This is a genomic window from Sedimentitalea sp. (assembly GCF_039973035.1).
Lineage (GTDB): Bacteria > Pseudomonadota > Alphaproteobacteria > Rhodobacterales > Rhodobacteraceae > Sedimentitalea.
In genome coordinates, this window is record NZ_JBDWLR010000089.1 from 39,739 (window position 1) to 60,762 (window position 21,024).

General features: G+C 57.1%; 20 protein-coding genes and 2 pseudogenes. 4 read left to right on the forward strand and 18 right to left on the reverse strand.

Translation table 11 applies throughout. From position 1 onward, the window contains the following. Positions 1-331: 331 nt before the first annotated feature. Both ABJO75_RS23320 and ABJO75_RS23325 read right to left on the reverse strand, forming a co-directional pair. A complete protein-coding gene (locus ABJO75_RS23320) occupies positions 332-982 on the reverse strand; it encodes a LysR substrate-binding domain-containing protein (RefSeq protein WP_348124977.1) in 651 nt (216 codons plus the stop codon). Continuing rightward, positions 952-1,137, reverse strand: a pseudogene (locus tag ABJO75_RS23325) (transposase); the annotation flags it as partial. The gene ABJO75_RS23320 and the pseudogene ABJO75_RS23325, both read right to left, overlap by 31 nt. A 79-nt stretch (positions 1,138-1,216) precedes the next feature. Between ABJO75_RS23325 and ABJO75_RS23330 the strand changes: the two are divergent. After that, positions 1,217-1,381: pseudogene (locus tag ABJO75_RS23330) on the forward strand (transposase); the annotation flags it as partial. A 117-nt stretch (positions 1,382-1,498) separates the two neighbouring features. Here ABJO75_RS23330 and ABJO75_RS23335 read toward each other — a convergent pair. Further along, positions 1,499-1,816, reverse strand: a complete 318-nt coding sequence (locus ABJO75_RS23335; RefSeq protein ID WP_348124979.1) for a hypothetical protein — start codon at positions 1,814-1,816, stop codon at positions 1,499-1,501. A 700-nt stretch (positions 1,817-2,516) separates the two neighbouring features. On the opposite strand from ABJO75_RS23335, the gene ABJO75_RS23340 reads away from it, so the two are divergent. From ABJO75_RS23340 to ABJO75_RS23350, 3 genes are read left to right on the forward strand one after another with little or no spacing between them, the layout of a single operon-like run. Next, entirely contained in the window at positions 2,517-3,068 is a 552-nt protein-coding gene (locus ABJO75_RS23340; RefSeq protein WP_348124981.1) for a hypothetical protein, read from the forward strand. Next, positions 3,065-5,515: a relaxase/mobilization nuclease domain-containing protein gene (locus ABJO75_RS23345; RefSeq protein WP_348124983.1), complete on the forward strand. Its 2,451-nt coding sequence runs from the start codon at positions 3,065-3,067 to the stop codon at positions 5,513-5,515. Before ABJO75_RS23340 ends, ABJO75_RS23345 begins: the two co-directional genes overlap by 4 nt. Next, a complete protein-coding gene (locus ABJO75_RS23350; protein ID WP_348124985.1) occupies positions 5,512-7,524 on the forward strand; it encodes a type IV secretory system conjugative DNA transfer family protein in 2,013 nt (670 codons plus the stop codon). Before ABJO75_RS23345 ends, ABJO75_RS23350 begins: the two co-directional genes overlap by 4 nt. A gap of 157 nt (positions 7,525-7,681) precedes the next feature. Here the strand turns inward: ABJO75_RS23350 and ABJO75_RS23355 are convergent, their stop codons facing one another. The 15 genes from ABJO75_RS23355 to ABJO75_RS23425 all read right to left on the reverse strand — a co-directional run bounded on the left by ABJO75_RS23355 (position 7,682) and on the right by ABJO75_RS23425 (position 20,872). Further along, positions 7,682-8,323 carry a hypothetical protein gene (locus tag ABJO75_RS23355; protein ID WP_348124986.1) on the reverse strand — a complete coding sequence of 214 codons (642 nt, stop codon included), beginning with the start codon at positions 8,321-8,323 and terminating at the stop codon, positions 7,682-7,684. After that, positions 8,316-9,206, reverse strand: a complete 891-nt coding sequence (locus tag ABJO75_RS23360; protein ID WP_348124988.1) for a DNA-processing protein DprA — start codon at positions 9,204-9,206, stop codon at positions 8,316-8,318. Before ABJO75_RS23360 ends, ABJO75_RS23355 begins: the two co-directional genes overlap by 8 nt. Positions 9,207-9,405: 199 nt before the next feature. After that, the gene (locus ABJO75_RS23365; RefSeq protein ID WP_348124990.1) at positions 9,406-10,404 is read right to left on the reverse strand and encodes an ATPase, T2SS/T4P/T4SS family; all 999 of its coding nucleotides are present in this window, start codon (positions 10,402-10,404) and stop codon (positions 9,406-9,408) included. Between the two features lies 1 nt (position 10,405). Further along, positions 10,406-11,710, reverse strand: coding sequence for a TrbI/VirB10 family protein (locus tag ABJO75_RS23370; protein ID WP_348124992.1), 1,305 nt, complete (start codon positions 11,708-11,710; stop codon positions 10,406-10,408). Between the two features lies 1 nt (position 11,711). After that, entirely contained in the window at positions 11,712-12,404 is a 693-nt protein-coding gene (locus tag ABJO75_RS23375; protein ID WP_348124994.1) for a TrbG/VirB9 family P-type conjugative transfer protein, read from the reverse strand. After that, entirely contained in the window at positions 12,401-13,156 is a 756-nt protein-coding gene (locus ABJO75_RS23380) for a type IV secretion system protein (RefSeq protein WP_348124996.1), read from the reverse strand. Before ABJO75_RS23380 ends, ABJO75_RS23375 begins: the two co-directional genes overlap by 4 nt. Before the next feature lie 33 nt (positions 13,157-13,189). After that, entirely contained in the window at positions 13,190-14,266 is a 1,077-nt protein-coding gene (locus ABJO75_RS23385) for a type IV secretion system protein (protein WP_348124998.1), read from the reverse strand. Positions 14,267-14,276: 10 nt separating this feature from the next. Then, complete coding sequence (locus ABJO75_RS23390) at positions 14,277-14,828, reverse strand: hypothetical protein (RefSeq protein WP_348124999.1); 552 nt, start codon at positions 14,826-14,828, stop codon at positions 14,277-14,279. A 14-nt stretch (positions 14,829-14,842) separates the two neighbouring features. After that, positions 14,843-15,628 carry a type IV secretion system protein gene (locus ABJO75_RS23395; RefSeq protein ID WP_348125001.1) on the reverse strand — a complete coding sequence of 262 codons (786 nt, stop codon included), beginning with the start codon at positions 15,626-15,628 and terminating at the stop codon, positions 14,843-14,845. Next, positions 15,625-16,743 (reverse strand): transglycosylase SLT domain-containing protein, encoded by a 1,119-nt coding sequence (locus ABJO75_RS23400; protein WP_348125003.1) that lies wholly within the window; start codon positions 16,741-16,743, stop codon positions 15,625-15,627. Before ABJO75_RS23400 ends, ABJO75_RS23395 begins: the two co-directional genes overlap by 4 nt. Before the next feature lie 161 nt (positions 16,744-16,904). Next, a complete protein-coding gene (locus ABJO75_RS23405; RefSeq protein WP_348125005.1) occupies positions 16,905-19,238 on the reverse strand; it encodes a hypothetical protein in 2,334 nt (777 codons plus the stop codon). Beyond that, a complete protein-coding gene (locus ABJO75_RS23410; RefSeq protein WP_348125007.1) occupies positions 19,231-19,524 on the reverse strand; it encodes a VirB3 family type IV secretion system protein in 294 nt (97 codons plus the stop codon). Before ABJO75_RS23410 ends, ABJO75_RS23405 begins: the two co-directional genes overlap by 8 nt. A gap of 1 nt (position 19,525) precedes the next feature. After that, positions 19,526-19,831, reverse strand: coding sequence for a TrbC/VirB2 family protein (locus tag ABJO75_RS23415; protein ID WP_348125009.1), 306 nt, complete (start codon positions 19,829-19,831; stop codon positions 19,526-19,528). A gap of 5 nt (positions 19,832-19,836) precedes the next feature. Further along, a complete protein-coding gene (locus tag ABJO75_RS23420; RefSeq protein ID WP_348125011.1) occupies positions 19,837-20,577 on the reverse strand; it encodes a lytic transglycosylase domain-containing protein in 741 nt (246 codons plus the stop codon). Next, positions 20,504-20,872: a hypothetical protein gene (locus ABJO75_RS23425; protein ID WP_348125013.1), complete on the reverse strand. Its 369-nt coding sequence runs from the start codon at positions 20,870-20,872 to the stop codon at positions 20,504-20,506. Before ABJO75_RS23425 ends, ABJO75_RS23420 begins: the two co-directional genes overlap by 74 nt. Positions 20,873-21,024 lie beyond the last annotated feature (152 nt).

Here is a 21,024-nt window from a genome sequence, read left to right on the forward strand (position 1 = left end):
TGGCCGATGGAATGCCAAGACTGAAATATTCTCGCAGAAGTCACGTTCGCTTTGGGCGGGAAAACAATGTTGCAGCAGGCGGCACGTTCCGTCGCCCCGATGCCTGACGTCATGGGTCCCGGAACCGGTATGGCTGAAAGGTAAATGACACAAAGCGCCCTGCATGGCACATTCTTTCCACTCCCTACGGCCTGAGCCAGAAAGTGATGACGATCTGAGTTTGCTTCTTTGTCGCAAACGAATTGGCTACCCCGCGCGGTGAAATTCAGACCGGATGGATAAGACCTTGGCGACCAAAAACAAGGCTTCGCGGACTGGCCGTGAAGTTCGCTTAAGACTGCGTCGCGACCTTCTTGAGACAATCGATCAAAACGCTTCTTTCCAGATTGATCGGCGCTGATTGCGAGAAGCTTGTTCCCACCGGACCTGACAAGAGCGGTGATTTCAAGGAAACGATGACAAGACTTCCGTCCGCGACCTCGTCTGCCACGACACCGCGCGAAATGAACCAGAGGGCATCGGAAGACCCGACAATCTTGCGCCCAACCGGCAAAGCGACCGTTTCAATCGCGCCGCGCATTTCAGGCAGCCCAATACTAACGAGGTATCTTTGCACGGTTGGCGCAATCACGGCACCCGCCGGTGGAAGCACCAAATCAAAAGATGCCAAGCCCTCTTCTGGGTTTTCAAATTCGAGAACATGATGGCCCGGACGACAGACAAGGACGACATCCTCGATGTAGAGCTGCTGGAATGTGATGCCGGTTGCGGTTTCTCGCTCTGGCATCCGGCCAACAACCAGATTCAGCGCGCCCTCGCGCAGTTGATTGAACAGTAACCAATTTGGCCCCGTCATGATTTGAAGCCGCACATGTGGCATGTCCTGGCGAAACAAAAGCACGGCTTGCGGCAAGAGTTCGGTTGACGCTGTTGGAAGTGCTCCGACAGACAGCCACTGTCCTTTTCGGCTTGCTTGACCCATCCGCTCAAGGTCTGAGGAATACAGCCAATCTTGGGTGCAATGGCCGCGATTGCGCCCGCCTGCGTTTCGTATGAGCCTTGATGCTCGAACACCATCCGGACCGCACGCGCGCGGACCTCAGGCGAGTAGCGATTTGCCATTTTGCTTTTTGTCATAACCATCATCCTTACTTAAGTTGATGGTCTCCGACAGACCCGGGGCGATTCAGTTGAGCCAAGTCGTGGAAACCGGCGCCGGCCCGATGATATGAAAGCCCGGATTGTGGTTGAAAGCTTCTGGCCCGGGGCGAGGGTCAATGATGTGGCGCGGCGCCATGACATCGTTCCACATCAGCTTTCGGCCTGGCGCCGGTTGGCACGTGACGGCAAGTTGGCGCTGCCTGCCGATGCCATGGCCTCGATTTCTGCGGAGGCCGCTGCTGTTACATTTCCGGAGCCAGCCTTTGTTCCGCTGGAGATTACCATGGGACCGAGGTGGACCAGGTCGGGGCCTGCTTGCATCCAGAACGTCACAACTCTATGCGGGCTGATCCAATCGTCCTGGTCGCGTCTCTGTGAGCCGCGCCCCGTCCCTTGTCTCATGCCCGCCCCGGGCCGCGCCGATCTGCCCATTCGGGTGACGGTCTCTGGAGCTGCGGATCTTTGATCCTGAGGGCATCGTCAAGTTGCGGGACATCTCAAAAGCCGGTACGTGGGCGCTTGCCAGATCATTCGGGCCGACCATGACTTTCACGTTTCCCGTTGCGGAGGCGGTTTCCGGAACGCGAAAGTAGGTTGTGCGCTCTTGCCCGTCCTTCGTGTAGGTCCGGGGCACTGTCAAAACGTAATTGGTCATTTTCGGGATCTCCTTTGTTTCGCTGACCTGCCCGTGGCGGATCGCAAAGGGACGGGGCGCAAGCTGAAATGCGGAGGGTCCGCAGCGCGGAAACCGTATTTCTTCTTGCCGGAGCGTCAGCTGCGGGCACGCCCGGGCCGCGATCAGCGACAGGTGCATCCATCGACAAACAAAGGTGCGCCGTTCAAATGACCTTTGCGGCAATAACCTGTCCCCGGCACAGGAATGGCGACCGCAGCCACCAGCCCCTGTCTGCGACCGGGACTGACACCCGCCAGACAAAACCGCCAATCCTGGCCAAGGCATCCTGGGATTGGCGTCTTTTCCCCAAATGGCTTTCAGAATTTCGCTGCGTTTCGTGTCGCAATTGTCCGGAGGGCGCCGGAAGAAGGCCCTGTGTGATCATGGCCGTTTCAGGTACCTGGCGACAGGGCGGTAGGCCGAACAGCACGCGGAGCGGGTTGGTCGAAAAATCGTGTTGCCGGTGGCAACACTCCACCATCGCGCTTTCTCGGTCTTTCACAGCAGTCATGGCTTTGTTTCAAGGAGCGGGGCCCGGCCACGCCCTGACGCGCCCCATCCATCGGGATGAGTTGCGGGCCGGCCTCAAAGGACGATAGGAGTTGCAAAAGATGCTCGTTATGCAACTATAGGGGTAGCAGGATATGTAGACTGTATTACAAATTCGCCTTGGGACTCGATGATACTCAAATCGTTCGCCTCAAAACACAAGAAAGACGCCTCCAACATGCTGTTGGAGGGTGCGTCGGCAAAAGCCGTGGCGGAGAAGTACGGCGTCCATGTTTCAACGATCTACGGGCTGCGCAAAGACATGGGTCACGGCCATAGCAAGGCGGATCGAGCCTCGCATGTTGTGACCTTGCGCCTGTCGGACGAGGAGTTTCAGGCGCTCAACGCGTTCGTGCTCGACGCCGGTTTGCCGTCGCGGACAGCCGCCATCCGATCCCTGATCCGAGCGGCCACGGGATTTCTGGAACTGCGGCGTGAAGAATATCTCGATCTTTCAGAGGTGAGGGCCGAGTTGAAGGCACAGGGCCGCAACCTGAACCAGATCGCCCGCGCGCTGAACAAGGCCGCCTTCAAGGGTCAGGCGAAGCTGACCGCGCAGGACAAAGGCTTTTTGTCCGATCTGAAGCGCGCCTATGTGGCGCTCGATGGGCGTCTCGCGACGGCGTTTCGAGAGGTCCGGCAGAAAGGCAGGGACGCGCTGCACTCCGGTGACAGGACATGACGGCGTCCCGTTTCATTGATGATATTCTGATCCGTGCCAATCGCGGCATGGGTCAGACAACCGTGGGAGGCGGTGCCAAGCCGCGCGCCGAGCGGGTCTGGAAAAGCCTTACATCGACCGGCAGTGCTTTTGTGAAACGTATTCCAGGCGCCGGTGTGCAGCACCCCAAGCAACTCGCAGGGCAGCTCGCCTATATCAATGGAAAGGCGAAAGGAACGTTTGCGTCCGCGACTCTTGTTCATGCCGATGATGACGCTTTTGAGCAGGCTGATCTTGACCAGATGATGCGCGCATGGGCGCAGGACTGGAAGGGCCGTCCCCGCAACGGCCACACGAGTCACATGGTTCTGTCGTTTCCCGATGATGTGTCCCAGGATGCCGCTTTTCAGATCGCGCAGGATTGGTGCGCCGAAATGTTCGAGGACGAAACGCATGTTTCCGATACCTGGGAGTATGTTGCGGCGCTACACACCGATACCGCAAACCCCCATGTTCACATTGTCCTGAACAACCGCGGGCTTGGTGGCACCTGGTTTTCCATCTCATCGGAGGGCATTTTCAACCCGCAGATGATGCGCGACCGCATGACGGACATTGCCGATGATTTTGGCATCCGGCTGGAAAGCCTGAGCCGGGCCGACCGCGGACTGTATGGCAAGCCCATCACCAGCGAAGAAATATATGCAAAGCGCGAAGGTCGCAGTCTTTCGACGGAGGTCACGAAGGCTGACATGACCGCCGACTGGCGCAGGACCGACATGCTGCGCACCGCTGTTCTTTACTCTGTCCTGGCAGATTTCGCCCTGACCATCGGCGCACCGATGATTGCGAACCGTGCGTATATTTCAGCGGCCGCCCTGTTCGCCGGCGAAGAAATCCCGAAAGGACCGATGATGCAAATTGAACTGGATGTGAACGCTGACCGTGAGGACATTCGCACGTCGCTTATAGGGTGGGCAGAACAGAACCGGGAGCAGATCGAGGCGTTGCCCGGAACAGAACAAACAGAGATCATGCGAAAAATTGACGTGGCTCTGAACATCATTGAAACCGACGCAACGCCCGATCTGACTGATGACACCATCTGGACGGCCTTCAGGAATTCCCCATCCTCATATCTCATTCCAGACGCAGGCGCTCTAGAGGCCCGTGCCGCGCTTTATGTCGATGAAGCCGACACCGCGTTACTGCATGCGTTCGTCACCGAAAACGTGCTGGATACCTACCTGGTCACAGGCGACGTGCCGTCCAGGTTTGCCACCGTCATGCCCGCCGTCGCCGAGGCTTACGAGGAAATGCACAGCCACCGGCTTGAAGACATCCCGAAGGAAATGAAAACCTACGTCGAGAAAGCCGCCCGCATGGGGATTGACCCGCTGCAAATGCAGGAGCGGCTTATCAAGACCATCGATGACCCGATCGAGAACGTGAAAATGGAGCGCGAGGACATTGCGAGGATCGTGGCCGCCCGCGGCGCGACGGTCTTTCAAAGAGGTGCGGGCCGCGCGTTCGCGTATGAGGGTGTTGAAGCCGAAGGCCGCAAGACGCTTGAAGACGTCGAGAACGGCGTCCGTGTCCAGTTTGATGAAGCCAGCGACGAATATACGAAATTCGAGCCGCTGGTTGTGGCGCGGGCGATGGAGCCGCGCAAGTCAGGCGAGGTCGTCGCAGAAGCCCTGGATCTACACGAGAAGCGAGAGCGCGGTGACTTTAACGCAGCCGACACCGTGCGGGCTGATGCGCTCTTGAGGGATACGATGGACCGCTATGACGCACTGTTTCGCGGCGCAGATGTCAGCGACGCGCAGCAGGCCCGGATTGACGCCATGCGGATTGCCATTCAGGACCGCCGTGATCTCGAGGAGATGACGATCCAAGCCGGGATCGATGCGGAAATTGGCCGTTTGCGGTCCCAGGGCTACAGCCGCGCCTACATTTCGGAACGCAGTATGGAGATAGAGGGCAGCGTTGTTGAAGGGGTTTACAGGGCAGGGGCCGCGCCCAAGGAGGCGAGCGATTATGTTGCCGCTTATCGGAAGGCCGAAGCCGACTATCGCGAGTTGCAGCTCGCACTCGGCAACGTCGAGGACCGGATCATTGCAGACAGCAAAGTATATGACCGCGACGGCGTTGCGCGGGTACTTCAAGACATGGCAACCACAGCCGCCACCACGGGCCGCGCCGATCTGGCCGACAGTGCCGTAGGGCGGCACGTTCTGACCGCGTTTGTTGCGTTGGAGGGCAGGGGGGCGATGCAGGAGATTGCAACCGGCAACGTGGACTCGCTTGCTGAATATATCGACACCCCCGCCAACCAGCGTCTTGCCGCGAAGGAACTCCTGAAAAGCGCCAAATCCCTCGATGTCGGCCTGGAACCAGATGAGATCGAGGGCGGACTGGAGGCCGTCGATCCAAACTATTCGCGGAGCAGGGGGTATTCGATATGAAACTGATGCTCGCAAGCCTGTTGGCGGTCCTGTGCGGCCTGGTCGCCGGGTCCGGTATCGCAAGTGTCTATCTGACATTTGCCTTGCGCCGAAACATACTGACCACCGATCTGATGCTGCACTCTCAAACCGTGATGGATGGCATCTGGTCGGCCCAGCCCTATCTGACGGCGCATCTTGTTGTGCTCGGGTGTATCAGCGTGTTTCTGATCGTCGCCATTGCGACGGTGATCTGGGACAGGCTGGTCAGCTATGGGCAACGTCGCTTTCAATCGCTGTCCAGTCTGCGCCGCAACAAGATGGTCCAGCCGGTCGGCTGTGGCTTCGTTCTGGGTGAGCAGATCACGCCACCGTCGCAGCGTCCGGATCGCCCTGTCAAGGTGAAGGCGACCGATAGCAAATTGACCACAGCCTTGCCGTTTCGCACCCGCAAGCTCCGCTACATCGCGGCTCTCTACAGCTCGGTCAGCAATGTGCTGATGGTTGCGCCAACCCGATCCGGTAAAGGTGTCGGCTTTGTCATTCCCAATGCCCTGACCTTTCCCGGTTCGATGGTCGTGCTGGACGTTAAAGGCGAGCTTTGGGACGAGACGGCACGGGCGCGTGAGCAGATGGGCGACAAGGTTTTCCGGTTCGCGCCGCTTGATTTCAAGAACCCCACACATCAATACAATCCCCTGGCGCGTCTCTCCGGCATCGAGGATATGGAAGAACTATGGACCGGGCTGGAACGCATCGCGCAGCTCTTCCTGCAAACGGACGGCAAGGACGATTGGCTCGAAGGGTCAATTATCTTGTTTGTCGCCGCCGGTATCCTTGCTGTGCAGCGCGATAATCCGACGATGGGCGAGATCTACCGCATTATCTTCGGAACGGGGCAGGGCACAGACCTTGGCAAATCATCGGCCGATCTCCTTCAAGCCGCAGCCAAAGAGTGCAAATATCCGAACGCCGCCCGCGAGTTGAACCGAATGGCGTCACTCGACGCCAAAATCCAGCAAAGCTATATTTCCATTCTCAGTATCGCGGGGCTGGGACAATGGGCCAACCCCAAGGTCGAACGGGTCACACGTCGCAACGATTTTGATTTCACGCAAATGCGTCGCGAACCAACGTCGGTCTATCTGATGATCCTGTCCGAAGATATGCAACGCCTCAACTCTCTGGTCCGCTTGTTTTTCGCGGACCTGATTTCCTTTCTGCGCTCGTCAAAACCCGGAGAAGACGAGCCATTGCCCATCTTCATGCTGCTGGATGAGTTCGACCAGCTTGGCCGGATGCCTCTGGTCGTCCAGGCGATGAAACAAACGGCAGGACATGGCGGGCGGTTTGCCATCGTCACCCAATCCATTCCCGGTCTGATTACCGTGCCGTATAGCCCGGAGGAAATACAGGCGATTGAAAGCGCCTGTCAGGTGAAGCTCTATATCGCCGCCAGTGAGGATCGAACCGCCAGCGAGTTGGAAACCGCCCTTGGCACGCGCACCGGCTCAACCGTCAGTCGCTCGCGCGAATTGCGGGACGTCGGGTTTGGAGCAGGCAGTGTTACCCGCAGTACCGAGCATCGCCCGCTCTTGTCCAAGCAGGAAATCCGCGACATGGACCCCGACAAGATCATCATCTTGCCGGAACGGCAAAACCCAATCCTGGCCGACCGGATCAAGTATTATCAGTCACGCGAAATTCTGAAAATCCATAAGGCTCAAGAGGGTCACGATTATCCCTACCCGACCGTCGATCAAGCCGCAAAATCAATGACCATGAAAGAGGTAAGAGAAGTGGCGAGTGTTGCGAAGGGAGAAGAGGACGCGGCGACGGAGGAAGCAATCTCCGGAATGACGGTAGACCGCAAAGCCGCAACGACGGCGCCAATCCACAAACGGTCCAAACAACCCATCAAAAGGAAAAAGAGCGGCAAGATGAGTCCCGACGCACATGCCGCTTATGCCGAGTCCGCTACAGAGGCCAAGGAGCAGCTTGAACGCAAGCACGGGACAGAAGCTGCCTGAGCGGCATGACTGGGGTCGACTCCGGCTGTGGGCGGAATCGTATCGTCCGTTTTGATCATGGCTTTCACCACCTGAAATCGCCCGTGAGTAGGATATGCGTCCATCCGACGGCTCCGTTGTCCGAGGGAAGCTCGATTGGGCTGTCCAATTAGGGAGCCTAAAATTCATCTTCATCTGGGAAGACGCGGCGGGCAATGAACAACCCGCAAATATAAGCCTGTGGAAACCGCTGGGACAATACAGTGTGCATTGAGCGGTAATGCGTCCCGGCAGTTAGCATGTCATCCACCACGGCGATGGCACTGGGGTGGGGCTCTGCCAAGCTTTCATCAATCGAGTAGGACGCCACCAGTTCATCAATGGTGATGCGAGTTCCCGGCGGACGTTCATGGCTTGCTATCATGGATTGGTTTTGCACAACCAAATTCCGCACATCTACATTGTTCGGTCTAATCAAGTTGCAGATTTGTTCCATGCGATTGTCATAAAGCGGGTCAGAAAGTACCTTTGATGGCGGAATGGGGACAAGGGTGCCACCGTCAAGCCATTCATCATTGATCGCTTGGCGCAATGAGGCAGCACACCTGCGGATTGCCCCGGCCTTATAGTTCAACTGCGCTTGAGAAGCGTTCACAGGCTTTTTCAGGTTGGAAATCAGATTGTTGGTTTCGCTAAAGCTGAAATCACGCCCGGACGTTTTTTCAAATAGGAACGCCCATTGGTCGCCATCCCGAAAATGCGGATGGTCGCCACGGTTGGTTTCATCAATTTGGGTGAAGCGGACAGGCAGATTAGCCAAGTGCGTCCCAAATGTCTTCCGGGTTGCGAACACGAATCGCGCCCCGTTCTGCGTAATATGCAGGCCATGAAATATCTTTGTTGTGGAAACAGCTTTCCAAAATGAACAGTTTACGCCCTTGCTGCATCGCCGCGCGCGCTTGGGTCAATGTGCCCGATGTGTCGCCGGCTTCCACAATGATCGTTCCTTCTGTCAGGGCTGACATAGTTGCGTTCCGTTCTGGGAAATAATTGCGCTTATTGCGGAAAGGTTCTTCTGAATACCGGATGACTGGAACCTGCGAAATCAACAGGTGTTCTTCCGCGATGTGGTGTTGAAGGTCTGTGTTTTCCTTGGGGTAGCTTTCACCCAATGGCGTGCCTATCACTGCAATTGTGGTGCCACCAGCTTCCAACGCGGCTGTGTGGGCGGCGCTGTCAATCCCAGTAGCCAGCCCGGACACCACAGCAAAGTTACGCTTGACCAGTTCACGCGCTAAACGTCCGGCTCTAGCCTTGCCATCATCAGAGGCCTTGCGACTGCCTACAATGCATAGCCCCCGCATTTCCGACAGTTCCCAACTGCCTTGATAGTAAAGCATTTCGACCGGGTTGCGCGCGTCCCGCAACTTCTGTGGATAATCACCAGCATGATGGATGCGAACACCAAAGCGGTGAACCCCGGCGTTCTTTAGGTGGGCCATGACGCGCCGTGCCATGTCATCAGCGTCACCGGGTTCCACAAAGTCAGATGGCAATGCTGCTTCATCTGCACGAAACTTGTCCGCCATCCGCTTCCACGTCATCCCCTGTGTGGCCCAGAGTGCTTCATATGCGCCCATCTCGCGCATTGGTGAAATGGCACTGATGCCAAAATGGTCGTTGCTTAAGGCCAACTTGTTCATGGCTGACTGCGCTGACTGATATTCTGCATGTTCAGTCTTCCCCCTGTCATGCACATATGACTTCAATCTAGGCCTTGGCGCAATACCGCTGGGTTAATGGCCCCGGTTCTGGCAGGTTGACGCGACGCAAACGGTAGGGGCAAAATCCAAAGTGCTTTCGACCAGATGAAACAATTCACCCCGAGCCCTACACGACTCCTTACGGTTCCTCGTTTTCCAGATCGAGCGGGGGCATGTAAACCTCGACAATGCCGCGCTCGTTTCCGATCCGACCGGCCTGTATCACAACATCGATGGTCGATCGAAGATACCGCATGACTTCTGCGTATCGAAGCTGTGTCCCTGTTCCCATTATCATGAGCGCCAACCGGTCCATCGACTTGCGCGCGGTTTGAGCGTGAAGCGTCGTGAAGGAACCGCCGTGGCCGGTGTTGATCGCTTCGATAAATGTTGCGGCTTCCGGCCCCCGCAGCTCGCCCACAATAATCCGATCCGGGCGTAGGCGCAGGGTCGCTTGCAGCAGTTTTTCCGCAGACCGCGGGCTATCCTCTGAGCGTTCCGCGATCAGGCTTACAACGTTTGATTGGCGCGGACGCAGCTCCGACGAATCCTCAATTGTGATCAGGCGTTCATGGTCTTCGATGAGCCACAGCATCCGCCGTCCGAGTTCCGTTTTTCCGGTGGATGTTCCGCCGGAAATCACAACGTTCAATTCCAGCCGCAGAACTTCTGTCAGGAAATCGTCAACACTGCCGCTGCCTGCGATACTCTGTAGCCCGCGCAGCTTCTGGACCCGTTCTTCATCTTGGGACTGCATCACATCGCTGCGCAGAAAGCCAAACGTCTTTGGCTCGCCGGTATGGCCGGGCCGAAACACGCGGAAAGACAGGACCGTGCCATTGGCTGAGGCGGGCGCAATCACGGCCTGAATCCGGAGCATCAAGCCAACATGCTCAATCGCGGTGGACAGCAGTGGAGCAGTCGCCGTCAGCTTTGTATTGCTGTCGTTTGCGGCCATACCAGCTATATCCGCCGCCGCCATCGGGTCTATGTCTTGTTCTTCGGCGCGAACCATCCGGGCGATCCCTTGTCGCTCGACAAAACAATGCCCATCGCCATTCACGACAATCTCGATCACAGTTTGATCCTCGAAAAGAGGATCAAACGCCGTGAGGTATTGCGAAAGGTATCCGGCCATATCAGAACAATTCCAGGTCGCTCGTAACCATCACCATGATTATGTCGCCATGATCGACGGTGATGATCGGGCCAAGGGTCAGGTATTCTGCCACCACCTCGCTCGCGGTGTCGGCTGCGGCACCGCCAACATTGTCTATGACCACTTGCGTCTCTTCACTATCGGTGTTGGCGGATGCGATTGCGGGAAGTGCTGCGAACACCGAAATGAGGGCGGCCGCACCGAACCGCTGACCAAAGCGCGTGTTGACGTTGCCCGTCAGACCAGAACGGCCCAGACGATCCGATCCGTAAGCATCCAGATCAACCACCTGTCCATCGGGCGTCACAATCCTGTCCCATGCGACCAGAACGCGGCGTTGCCCGAGAGATACCCCGTTGGAGTAGCGCCCAAACATTTGTGAGCCACGTGGGATCAAGACCTGGTGCATGTCGAAGGACCAAATGTCATGCGAAACGGTGCTGGAGATCGTGCCTGATAGTTCCGAGTTGATGCCTGTCGTCAGCGTGGCTTCGATCACGGTGCCTTGCATGACCGTGTTGGAGGGTGCACCGATCACTCGTGATTGTGTCGCCGTGATGCTTTTGGAACCGCTGCGAACGAACGCTTCGTCGCCCTTGTATTCACGTTCATCGCCATCTGCCGAGCCACCGGAGAGGCCATCAATAGGACTGTTGATCTGCGCCTCTGAAATTGCCTGTGCTTCTGCGCGGCGACGTTCGAGTTCCTGTCTGCGCTGTTCCTGTTCTTCGGCCAGCCGTTGTTCTTTGAGCGAGGCGGTGTCGGCCAGTTGCAGCCGCATTTCCATCCCTTCCAGTTCCGACTGCTGTCGTCGAACGTCGCGCCGCAGCTGATCCCGCTCGCCGGTGAGCGACGACATTTCAGCTTCCCGGCTTTCCATGTCGCGCGTCAGGCCATCAAGTTGTGCCTGTAGCTGTTCAAGCCGTACTGTATCGACGATCGGCGCAGACGGGGTTTGGTCTCGAGCTTCTTTAAGGATCCGTTCGAGTTCGGCCACCCGTGACCGCAGCGCCTGTTCAGCTTCACTTGGGCCTTGCTCTGTGGGCGGGAAGCCCGGCGAGATGACCGGACTCAAACCGCCATTGGTATCACGCGGAAACTCGCGAGACTCTGACGTGTCCAGGATTGGCCCCATTGGGCCTCGATCCTGTTTTATCCAGTATGCGACACCAGCTCCACCTGCGGCGAGGCCAGTGACCAAGGCAACTGCAGCCAGGACGGCAGTATTTGGGGCCTTCCTGCCACCTTTGAGACGGGCGGTGCGGTTTTCCATTTGGTCAGCCATTTTACACGTCTCCACTCTGGATGCAGATATACTGATCGCCATAGCGGATTACCCAGCGATCCGACCGCCGCCCGACCGTCGATCTGGTGCCATCGGTCCTGCCGTTGACGATGTATTCCCTGCCCTGGGCATCGGCGCGGTAGATGCTGGGCGTCGGCGCATCCGTTCCAAATTGAAAATATGTCCGCTGGCCATCGTCCCACACTCGAATTGGCGCTATTTCCGCCCCCTTTGATTTTGCAGTGATGGCATAGGTTTTCGGCAGTCCAGCAGGCACGCGGGTTTTCGACGCGCTGCCACCGCCACCTGACGGGGCGGAAAAATTGACCGCGTAATGAGGGCGGCGATTGGCGCTCTCATGCAGTTCGACCAGATAGAAACGCCGATTGGTCACGATCACGCCGTTGGTCACTGCACCGGCAATCACCGGTTTGACCAATATGGCGTTTCCGCCATCCGTGTCTGCAAACACGAAACTCTCGGTGTCACCGGCCTTGAAGTCTAGGAACCGTTCGCCTTCGGCAAGGGTTATAAGCGTCACACGCTTGAGCCGCGTGTTGATCTTGTACACCTGACCTTTCTGATAGACCGCCGTGGCGCTGCGCGCGTCCACGCGCATCGCTTTTGGTGTTGCTTCGGAGAGGGCGGGAGCGGCCAGACTTGCCAGAAGCGCGGCACACGCAAACGTTTTCATTCGGTCTTTCCTTCCGATGCAACACGGTAGCCCACGACCTGAAACCCAAATGGGTTCTGCCAAAGCAGAAGGTTGTTATCGACCGTTGAGGGGTTGAAAACAAAGGTGACAGTAGCGACGAAATCGCCTTGTTGTGTGGGCGCGTTCGGACGCCGTAATGTCTTGGAAAAGCGCACTTGTGCGGTATCGTCGTCGATCATCACCACATTGGTAATGGACACCTCAACCTTACCATCGGTGCCATAGAGTTCCGGTGGGTAGTTGCTGTGTCCGGGCGTCCACTTCTCTTCAAGCGGACGGCGCACATTGAGGGACGAGCGTTTGAACACCGACAAGATACGATATTCGTTGTCGTCCACATCGTAGGTTTCACGATCACGCACATAGCCATAGATCAGGCTTTCCACGACCGCCCTCTGTTGATCGACGGAGGCCCGTTGGACCGATACAGCGCGCTCCGCGATGCCGGTGTCCCGATCAACGATTGCGAGGTAGGCTTCTGTCTGGTTCTTCGCCAGGCCATAGGCGCCGACGCCAACACCTGACAGGCCCGCCACAAGCCCGATCACGGCCACTAACCACGCCCGCTTTTCGCGCTGGTGCAGCCCTAAAACCGTCTCGGCTATGAAGTAGCTTCCGCCTGCTTCGCTTGCGGCAGCGACAGCCTTTTCCACTTCGGCACGATCGTTCGCCTCAACCTTTGCAAGCGTCGGTTTGAGAATCCTTCTCTGTTCAGCAGTCAGGCGTGCCATGCTGTTCTCCCACATACGGAATTGAATTTGCGTTTACGTCTTGGCCTTCGCCCGATGGCGCTCGTTTGACTCTCGCGCGAACTGCACGTCGCGCCTTCGCTGGACGTAGCGCCCCGCGGCGTTATCCGACAGACGCGCACCGGCGCTCGCCAGCTTCATATCCAGGGCCGATCCGAACCGACGCGTTTGGGCTGCGCGTTGAGCTGTCTCGCCACCCGTGGACGCGCCGCTCAAAACCTGTCGGCCAGCGCCTTTGGAGATTTCACCGGCTTTGACCATTGGACGACCCACGATGCTGAGGGCTTGCGGGGCGATGCCTCCGAGATTGAGCTGACCTGTGATGTTGGACGCAATCTGCGGAATGGTCAGGAGCGCATAGATGCCGACGATAATAATGACCACGACGCCAGTAATCCCGATCAAGGTTGTGTTCGAGCTTGTGTCGAAAGCGCGCGTTGCGACGGAGGCAATGAACCCCATCACGCCAGCGGCAGCGACCGGGTACATAAAGTATCCGACAAGCGACGAAACCCACGCTTCAAAGAGAAACTGCGTTCGGTTGAGGCAGGTGGCGGCGATAGCGAACGGCGCAAGCCCGATCAGAATACCAATCATGATTTTTGCAAATCCGGCAACCAGAATGTAAGCCGCTTGAAGGCCCGCCAGCATCAGATACATGATCGCGCCAAGAAATCCGCGAGCGATAGCGCTTTCGGCCTTAATCACTGACGCCGCTGTTTCCTGTGCTTGATCGGCAAAACCTTCCGCTAGAGCGACAGAAGATGCTGCTCCGCTTCCGTTTGCGACGGAAAACAGCGCCGTGACGAGCGCATCGCCGGTGTTCGTCAGAGCGTCATAGATCACTTCAAAATTGGTCCATGACAGGCCGAAAGTAAAAATAAGGATGATCCGAAGAACCAGTTGCGTCAGATCGCCTGTCCGTACCGCAAATACACCCAGGCTCACCGCCAGACCGAAAACACCGAAGGCAAGCGTCGCAACAATGGTAATCATGCCACCAAAATTGGAAGCCACGGCAACGAACGTGCCCTGCGCAGCGCCACTTACAGCACTGTCAATAAAGCCCATAATGTCCGCGACGATTGCCATTCAAAGCGCCTCAGTCGATCGTCATGCGAATGTCGCACATCTGGTCATAGTCGCGCTTGATTCCGTTCCGCATCCGGTGAGGGACGGCGGTGTAGAGTCGAAAGTTGTCGACGCCTTTTACCAACGCCTCGAAACTCGAAACGGCGATCCCCCAATCGGCAGTCAGGGTCGCGCAAGTGCAGTCTTGTGCTTCAATGGCATTGCCATAGGCCATCCACTCGTAAATGAACGCCTTGGAGATACCGATATTGGATTGTCGCCAATCGTCGCTCGAGGAAAAGTCGTGCGCCGGGCGGTATTCGGCGACGTGGCCATTGCAATCCGACACCTGACGAGGACGGTTAGCGTGATCCGCCCCCTCGCTTTTCTGTGGCACCGACCAACTAAAAAAGCCCATTTCAATAGCCCGGTTCTGGATCAAATTTGCGTATTCATTCTGTGTGCTTTTGTCTTTCGGCGTCAGGTGACGCTCTCCGTCGCGAATGACTGACTGGTTGCTTTGCGCCAGGGCAGGGGCGGTCAGAGCGGCAATGGTTACGCTGGTCAAAAGAAGGTGTTTCATGGTTCGGTTCCTTTCTAATCGGCAGTGTCGGTGGACATGAGATCGAGATATTTCTGTTCTTCGGCGAGAGTGGCCGCTGACATGACGCCAGCCTGGCCGAGACCAATCGTCTGGGCCGCTTCGAGCTGCCAGATGTTCGCCAGTGCCACACCCATTTCCGCTGTCATACGGGTGTTCAGGTCGATGGCGGCCTTCATGCCCTTCGTGTCCGGTATATTGCCCGTCAATTTCGTAATGCGGTCGAGGCTTTTGCTGGCCGCTGCCTGCGAGGCTTCTGCCGCGACACCCATCATGGCGCCGGTATTCCCTTGCGCGCCGATCCGAGCCTTTGCCGGTTCGGTGCTGTTTGCAAGCGCCGCCATTTGTTCTGTCGTTGTTCCAACGCTTGTGAAAATCTTTTCGACAATCGTACTGGTTTTGGTATCCCCGATTTTCCCATCGGTGCCGACAGCATCCCACTGGCCACGCAACGCATCCGCCACCGTGGCCCGGAGATCGGGAATTTCCGGTATCAGGTCTTTGATCCATTCACCGCTCAACAGCATCTTTACTTGATCGTAGCTATCACGCAGGGCAGCAATCTGATTTTCCATCAGCTTGATTTGCTCGATCATCTTGAGCGTTTGATCGTCCAGCTTGAGATTCTGCTTGATGGCCTCGTCGAGCTGCAACTGAGCTTCTGTCAACATCTGCTTGAGTTGAACGATGGACGATACGTCGATTGTGGGAACACCCTGGGCAGCGGCAGAGCCACCGGTTACGGCCAGGATCAATGCAGATGTCGCGAGAAACGTCTTCATTGTGTCAGTCCTTCCATGAATTTCTGATCGCGCGCGTATGCCGCATAAATCGAGCTGTATTGCACCCACTCCGCACGGCGCTTCGCCGCCATGAGGCGCGTCAGAACGGCGCTCATACGAGCGACTTCCGCCTTGGCGTAGGTGTTGAGATCCATCGCTTCTTTGGTTGACGCTGATGCTGATATTTTTTTCAGTATCTCCTGCAACCGCGACAGCGATTGAATGAGAATTTCCTGGCTGTGTCCGGCATAGGATATGGCCGCGTCCGAAATGTTCGACATTTCCGCAAGCGCAATATCTTCCGGCGCCAGCGTCCCAACCTGGGCCGCACCGCTCATCCGGGAGGCATACTCATTGTAGTAGCCCGTGACCCGAACAACATAGTCCTGCGTTTCAGGATAAGGCGGGATGCCATTGTATTTCATCACCGCACCGGGACCGGCGTTGTATGCCGCCAGAGCAATGGGCATGCTCTTGAACCGCTTGACCTGTTGCACCAGGTATCGAGCCCCGCCATCCAACTGTAACCGAGGGTCTTCGTAGTAGGCAGGATAGATACCAAGGTCCTTGGCGGTGTCGGGAATAATCTGCGTCAATCCAAACGCCGCTTTTGGCGATCGGGCGCCGATCTGGAACCGACTTTCCTGTTTGATGAGCGCCTGGAACCAGCTCCTGAACTCTGCCGGATTGACACCGATTGCAGCCAGGGCAGGGTTGCTGCCATGCTTCACCGCCGTTTCGGCAATCATCAGCTCGATTGTCTCGCGCGTATCGCCAAAGAGCCGGGACGCATACGGGCTGTTGTCGTCAATCGAATAGACCGCACCCGCAACCATTCCATCCAGACCTTCAAGGTCAGTTGTCATGCCCGTTGAGCCGCGCAGCATGTTGATCGTATCTTGCAGCGCCAAAATCTGGTCCGCCCGTGATCCTAGTTGGTTTTCCAGTTCCTCATTGGTCTGCACCACTTCTGCGTGTTTCGCCTGGGTACCAGAGAGAAGCTGTTTCAGGCGCGCAACAGCCGACACATCCACTTCCGGCACACCCTGCGCTGCGGGCGTAGAGGTAGATAACGCGAACGCGACAGGGAGCAGAAATTTGCCCAACTTACTCACTGATCACAATCCAGTCGGTGCAGCTCACAGCACCCGGTTCGGATTGCACGAACGACATGGACCCAGACGTCGTTGGCCCAGGCGACCAGCAGTTGGTTTTCCGGCCTTGATAGTCCGCGCAAGCGCTTAAACTGGCCAAAGCCATCAGGACCAATCTTGCCTTACTCATGTGCTGTCCTTTCGGGTGTCTTGTTCTGTGCAAGTCCGTCATCCCGGCCGCGCCAGAAGTCAGGCCGGTTGCGATAGTCGTCACCAAACCTGGCAAGGCCCGAAGACCCGCCACCCAAAACAGTCAGCAGCGGCCCGAGACGGCTCAGGTCAACATCGAGAATGGTCGATCCCATTTCTGTCCGGTGCAGGGCTTTGCGCCCTTGTGACGCCTTGCCCAGAATGAAGGACAGCTCGCCATCCGTCATTGCCATGCTGCTATAGTTGGAAGGTTCCGCGCGGGAATTAGGAAAGATCAACTGGTTCGGTAAACCTTCGAGGATCGACTTCGCCGCCGACTGTTCAATCTGCGACGGAAACTGTGTCAGCATGACCACGACAACATTCATTTTTCGTGCCGTGACGAGCCATTTTTTCATTTCCTCGGCAAAGTATGGATCATCGAGAACCTGCCACGCCTCATCCACAACCAGCACCATCGGGCGTTTTTCTTCCATAACCATTTCCAAGGCCCGAAAGAGATACGCCAGAATGGCCGTCCGTTCGGTTCCAGCGCCCAACACCTCCGTCATGTCAAGAGCGGTCACGTCGTTCGTTGCGAAGTTGACCAACACCTCATCGCTGTCACCAAAGACCCAGGAATAGCGCCCGTCAGGCCCCCATTCGCGAACCCGCAACGCAAGATCCTTGTCGTCGTCCGCATCCCCTATCAGCGAGACAAATTGTGAGAAGGTCTTGAGGCGGTCGGGCGCTGATGCATTCTGCCGGATCGCCCCTTTAAGGGCTTGGCTTTGCATCGGCGTGAGGGACTTGCCTGTCGTTTCCAGCAAGGCTGAAAGCCAGTTCACCAGCCACGCTTCGCCACGCGTGCCGGTTTCCGTCAACAGCGGGTTCAACCCCGTAGGTTCGCCGACTTTTACAGCCGCATAGGTACCGCCCATCGCGCGGATCGGCATCTCCATCGCGCGGTCCTTGTCGAGCGCAATCAACCTGCCGCCGTGTCGCAGGGCTTGCGCTGCGAGGAACAGGGTGGTTGTCGTCTTGCCACTATTGGATGGTCCCAGAACGAGCGTGTGACCGTTCGTCGGCTCAGCGTCAGGTTTACCACGCGGATGCAAGTTGAAGCGGTAGGGCGTCCCGCGCTCCGTTTCCAAAACAGTGATGGGTTCACGCCATGGTACGTTGCCGACTCCTGCCCCAATATCAGAGCCGTGCAGGCTTGCCAGATCGGCAAAAGTTTCCGACGTCACATAGGACGAGCGCGACGTCATATGGCCGTTGCCAGGATGGCACGAAAGCAGTTCCGTGGCTGTTGCAGCGCGGTCGCGCAGCATGCGAAATCCGGCGCGCTGGCACATGCTCATCACATCAGAAATACGGACATCCAGCTCTTTTCTGGTCTCTGCCCGCACGAGAACTTTCAGACAATACTCGCCAACACCGAGTTCCCCCGACTCGATGCGATCGACCGTCTCGACCAACTGGTTTTCTACCCGTTGGGCCAGGTCGCCACTGGCCTGCATCTGCAAGATACGGGTGCGGGCCTGTTCAACAATGTCGTCGCGGTGGATGGGGGCGTAGCTTTGAACAACAACCACATCATCAAGCGCACCGAGCGCATCGATGGCGCCGGGCGTCGTGGAAGTCGGGTTTTCCTTGACGCTGATAACCGCGCCCAGAGCCTCGCCATCGTTTAATTCGATCACACCATCTGCGCCGAATTGCAGCGACACGTCGCTTACATCTTGCGCCACCAAGGTCATAAGGCCGCGCCGAAGGGCCTGATAGGGTTGGAGGTTCATGACCGCCATTGCCGAGCCGAACGCCCCGTCAGAGATTGTCAGGGGCGTCAGCGTCACGTTCAGGGCGTCAGAAAACACCGAAGTCATTTCATGGAGCGAAGCCGTGATTTCTGCGAGATTTTTATGGCCGACTTTCCTGAGCGCCTCTCCCAGAAGCGGCACACGCACCGTATTATTGTTCGACCGCACAACCGTCAGCACGATCACAGCCTCTTTCGGCCCACTGGCGTTCAGGCCTGCGAACCAGGCATCGTCGACGGCACGAGCAAAGCACTGTTTCGGCTTGGTATAGCCACTGATTTGAACATCGCGGCTAAAGCGGTGAATGAAGAAGCTGAACCCTTCATCGAGACCATTGAGAATTTGCGAAACACGGGCGCGCAAATCCAGAACGTCGGCACCGTCCGATGTGTCGGCGTCTATGCCGCCGACCTCGAACGCGGCGCACACCGACCCATCTCGCAAAATCATTGTGGTATCATCATATTCCACGCCGTAAGGCATTTTGCGAAATAGCTCATACATCCGTGACACGGCCTTTGGTTGATCGTTGGAAACGCACCGGCTTGCGCCCGAAGGTCTGGGGTAGATGCCGCAACCGCGTGGAAACAATGCGATGTCCGTTCGGATTGACGGCGGTGGTAGAGCGTGCGCCAAAATACCAGATGCCGAATGTCAGGAGCCAAGGCAGCGACTTCGTAATCATGAAGGGCAGTACAGTCAGAGCAACCACCGCCATGAAGTAGGGGAGCGGCAGGCCAGCCATCTTGGCTTGCCGCGTCAGTCCTCTTATGACGACAGTTTCTTCCATTTCAGGCGAGGATAGAGCGAAGGCTGTCGACAAAGGCTGGGCCCCCGAACACCAGCACCGCACCGAGAATGACGCCGCCGACCCAAACCCAACTGATCCGGTTCATGGCCGCGAGAAAGCCTGTTACAGCGAACGCCAGAACGAAGATGATGGTCGCCAGAGGGCCGCGCAGGAAACCGATGATCTGGTTTCCCGTGTCCTCGGCCTTGCCGAAATCAATGTCCTTCGCCATGGCGTCTTGCCCATAGGCGATCAGCAGCAGGGCAACCGCGGCAATCGCACCTGTCTGGTAAATCTTGGTATTCACGTCATTTACTCCTTTGAAGAAATGAGCCGCCAGCGGCGCTCATAGTTGGACATGACCTTGGCAACATGCCGTTCGGTTTCCCGATAAGGCGGAACACCACCGTGGCTTCGCACGGCTCCGGGACCGGCGTTATATGCCGCCACGGCCAGCGAGAGCGTTTTGAACTCATTGATCTGCGCGATAAGATACCGCGCGCCACCGTCGAGATTATCCATTCGGTTGTGGGGATCGACGCCAAGCAACTTCGCCGTTCCCGGCATGAGTTGCGCAAGACCAATGGCCCCGGCACTGCTCAAGGCCCGGTCGTTGTAGTTGCTTTCCGTCAGGATCATTTCCTCAAAGAAAATGACGAACTCGCGGGGATCGATGCCCGCCCTGCTGACATCAGGATGCGCCGCGTAACGGGAGGCGACAGTGCGCGTCAAAGCCCGATTATCCGCGTTGCCTTTGGTGGAAAGGGTGAGGGCCACCGGGAGAACCTGACCTTCCGAGGACGCTTTCGCGGTCGTTCGGCGGGCAGCTTCCGGAATTTTTTTCGGGTTCAGGCTGGTCCAGCCGTCACCGATCCCGCCCCAGTCATTTTGAGCGAACGCAGGACCGATCGAAAGAAGCCCGGCAAGGACTGCACCGCCAACAAGACGGCTATTGATTGTCCTAAAATTTGAGAGGGCGCTAGCTGCCCTGTGAATCCACAGTTTCGCCAGGGATTGCCTGAACTGATCGACCCCCCTGTCGGAAAGGAACATCCAAATGCGCAAATCCCATGGCATGCATGAAAGACGACAAGCCGTTGATTGTCTTGAAGACCCGGACTTTGACCTCGTCGGCGTCGCCAAGCCGTCGCGGCGTCGTGACAAGCACTTTCTCGAATGTTTGCTCGTCATTGACGACGCGAACAATCCACTCGCCGTACCAAACCGACGCTTTGCGGTATGCTTCGACCTGGCACACGACTTCCGCTTGATAACCTTTCGCCAGGAATTGGCGGAATCCGGGTTCTGTAACCACATTCGGCGCTTCTTTTTCCAGATCTGTCCTCACGCCAGCGGTCCTCTCCATCGACAGGACCGGGCACCCTTCTCGGGCACCCTGATCCTACAACTTTATACTCATGTTGCACAACCTACAAAGTTGCGGATTGTGCATTGCCTACAATCGCGCCATTGATACGGTCTAAAGCCATGGAATTGAAG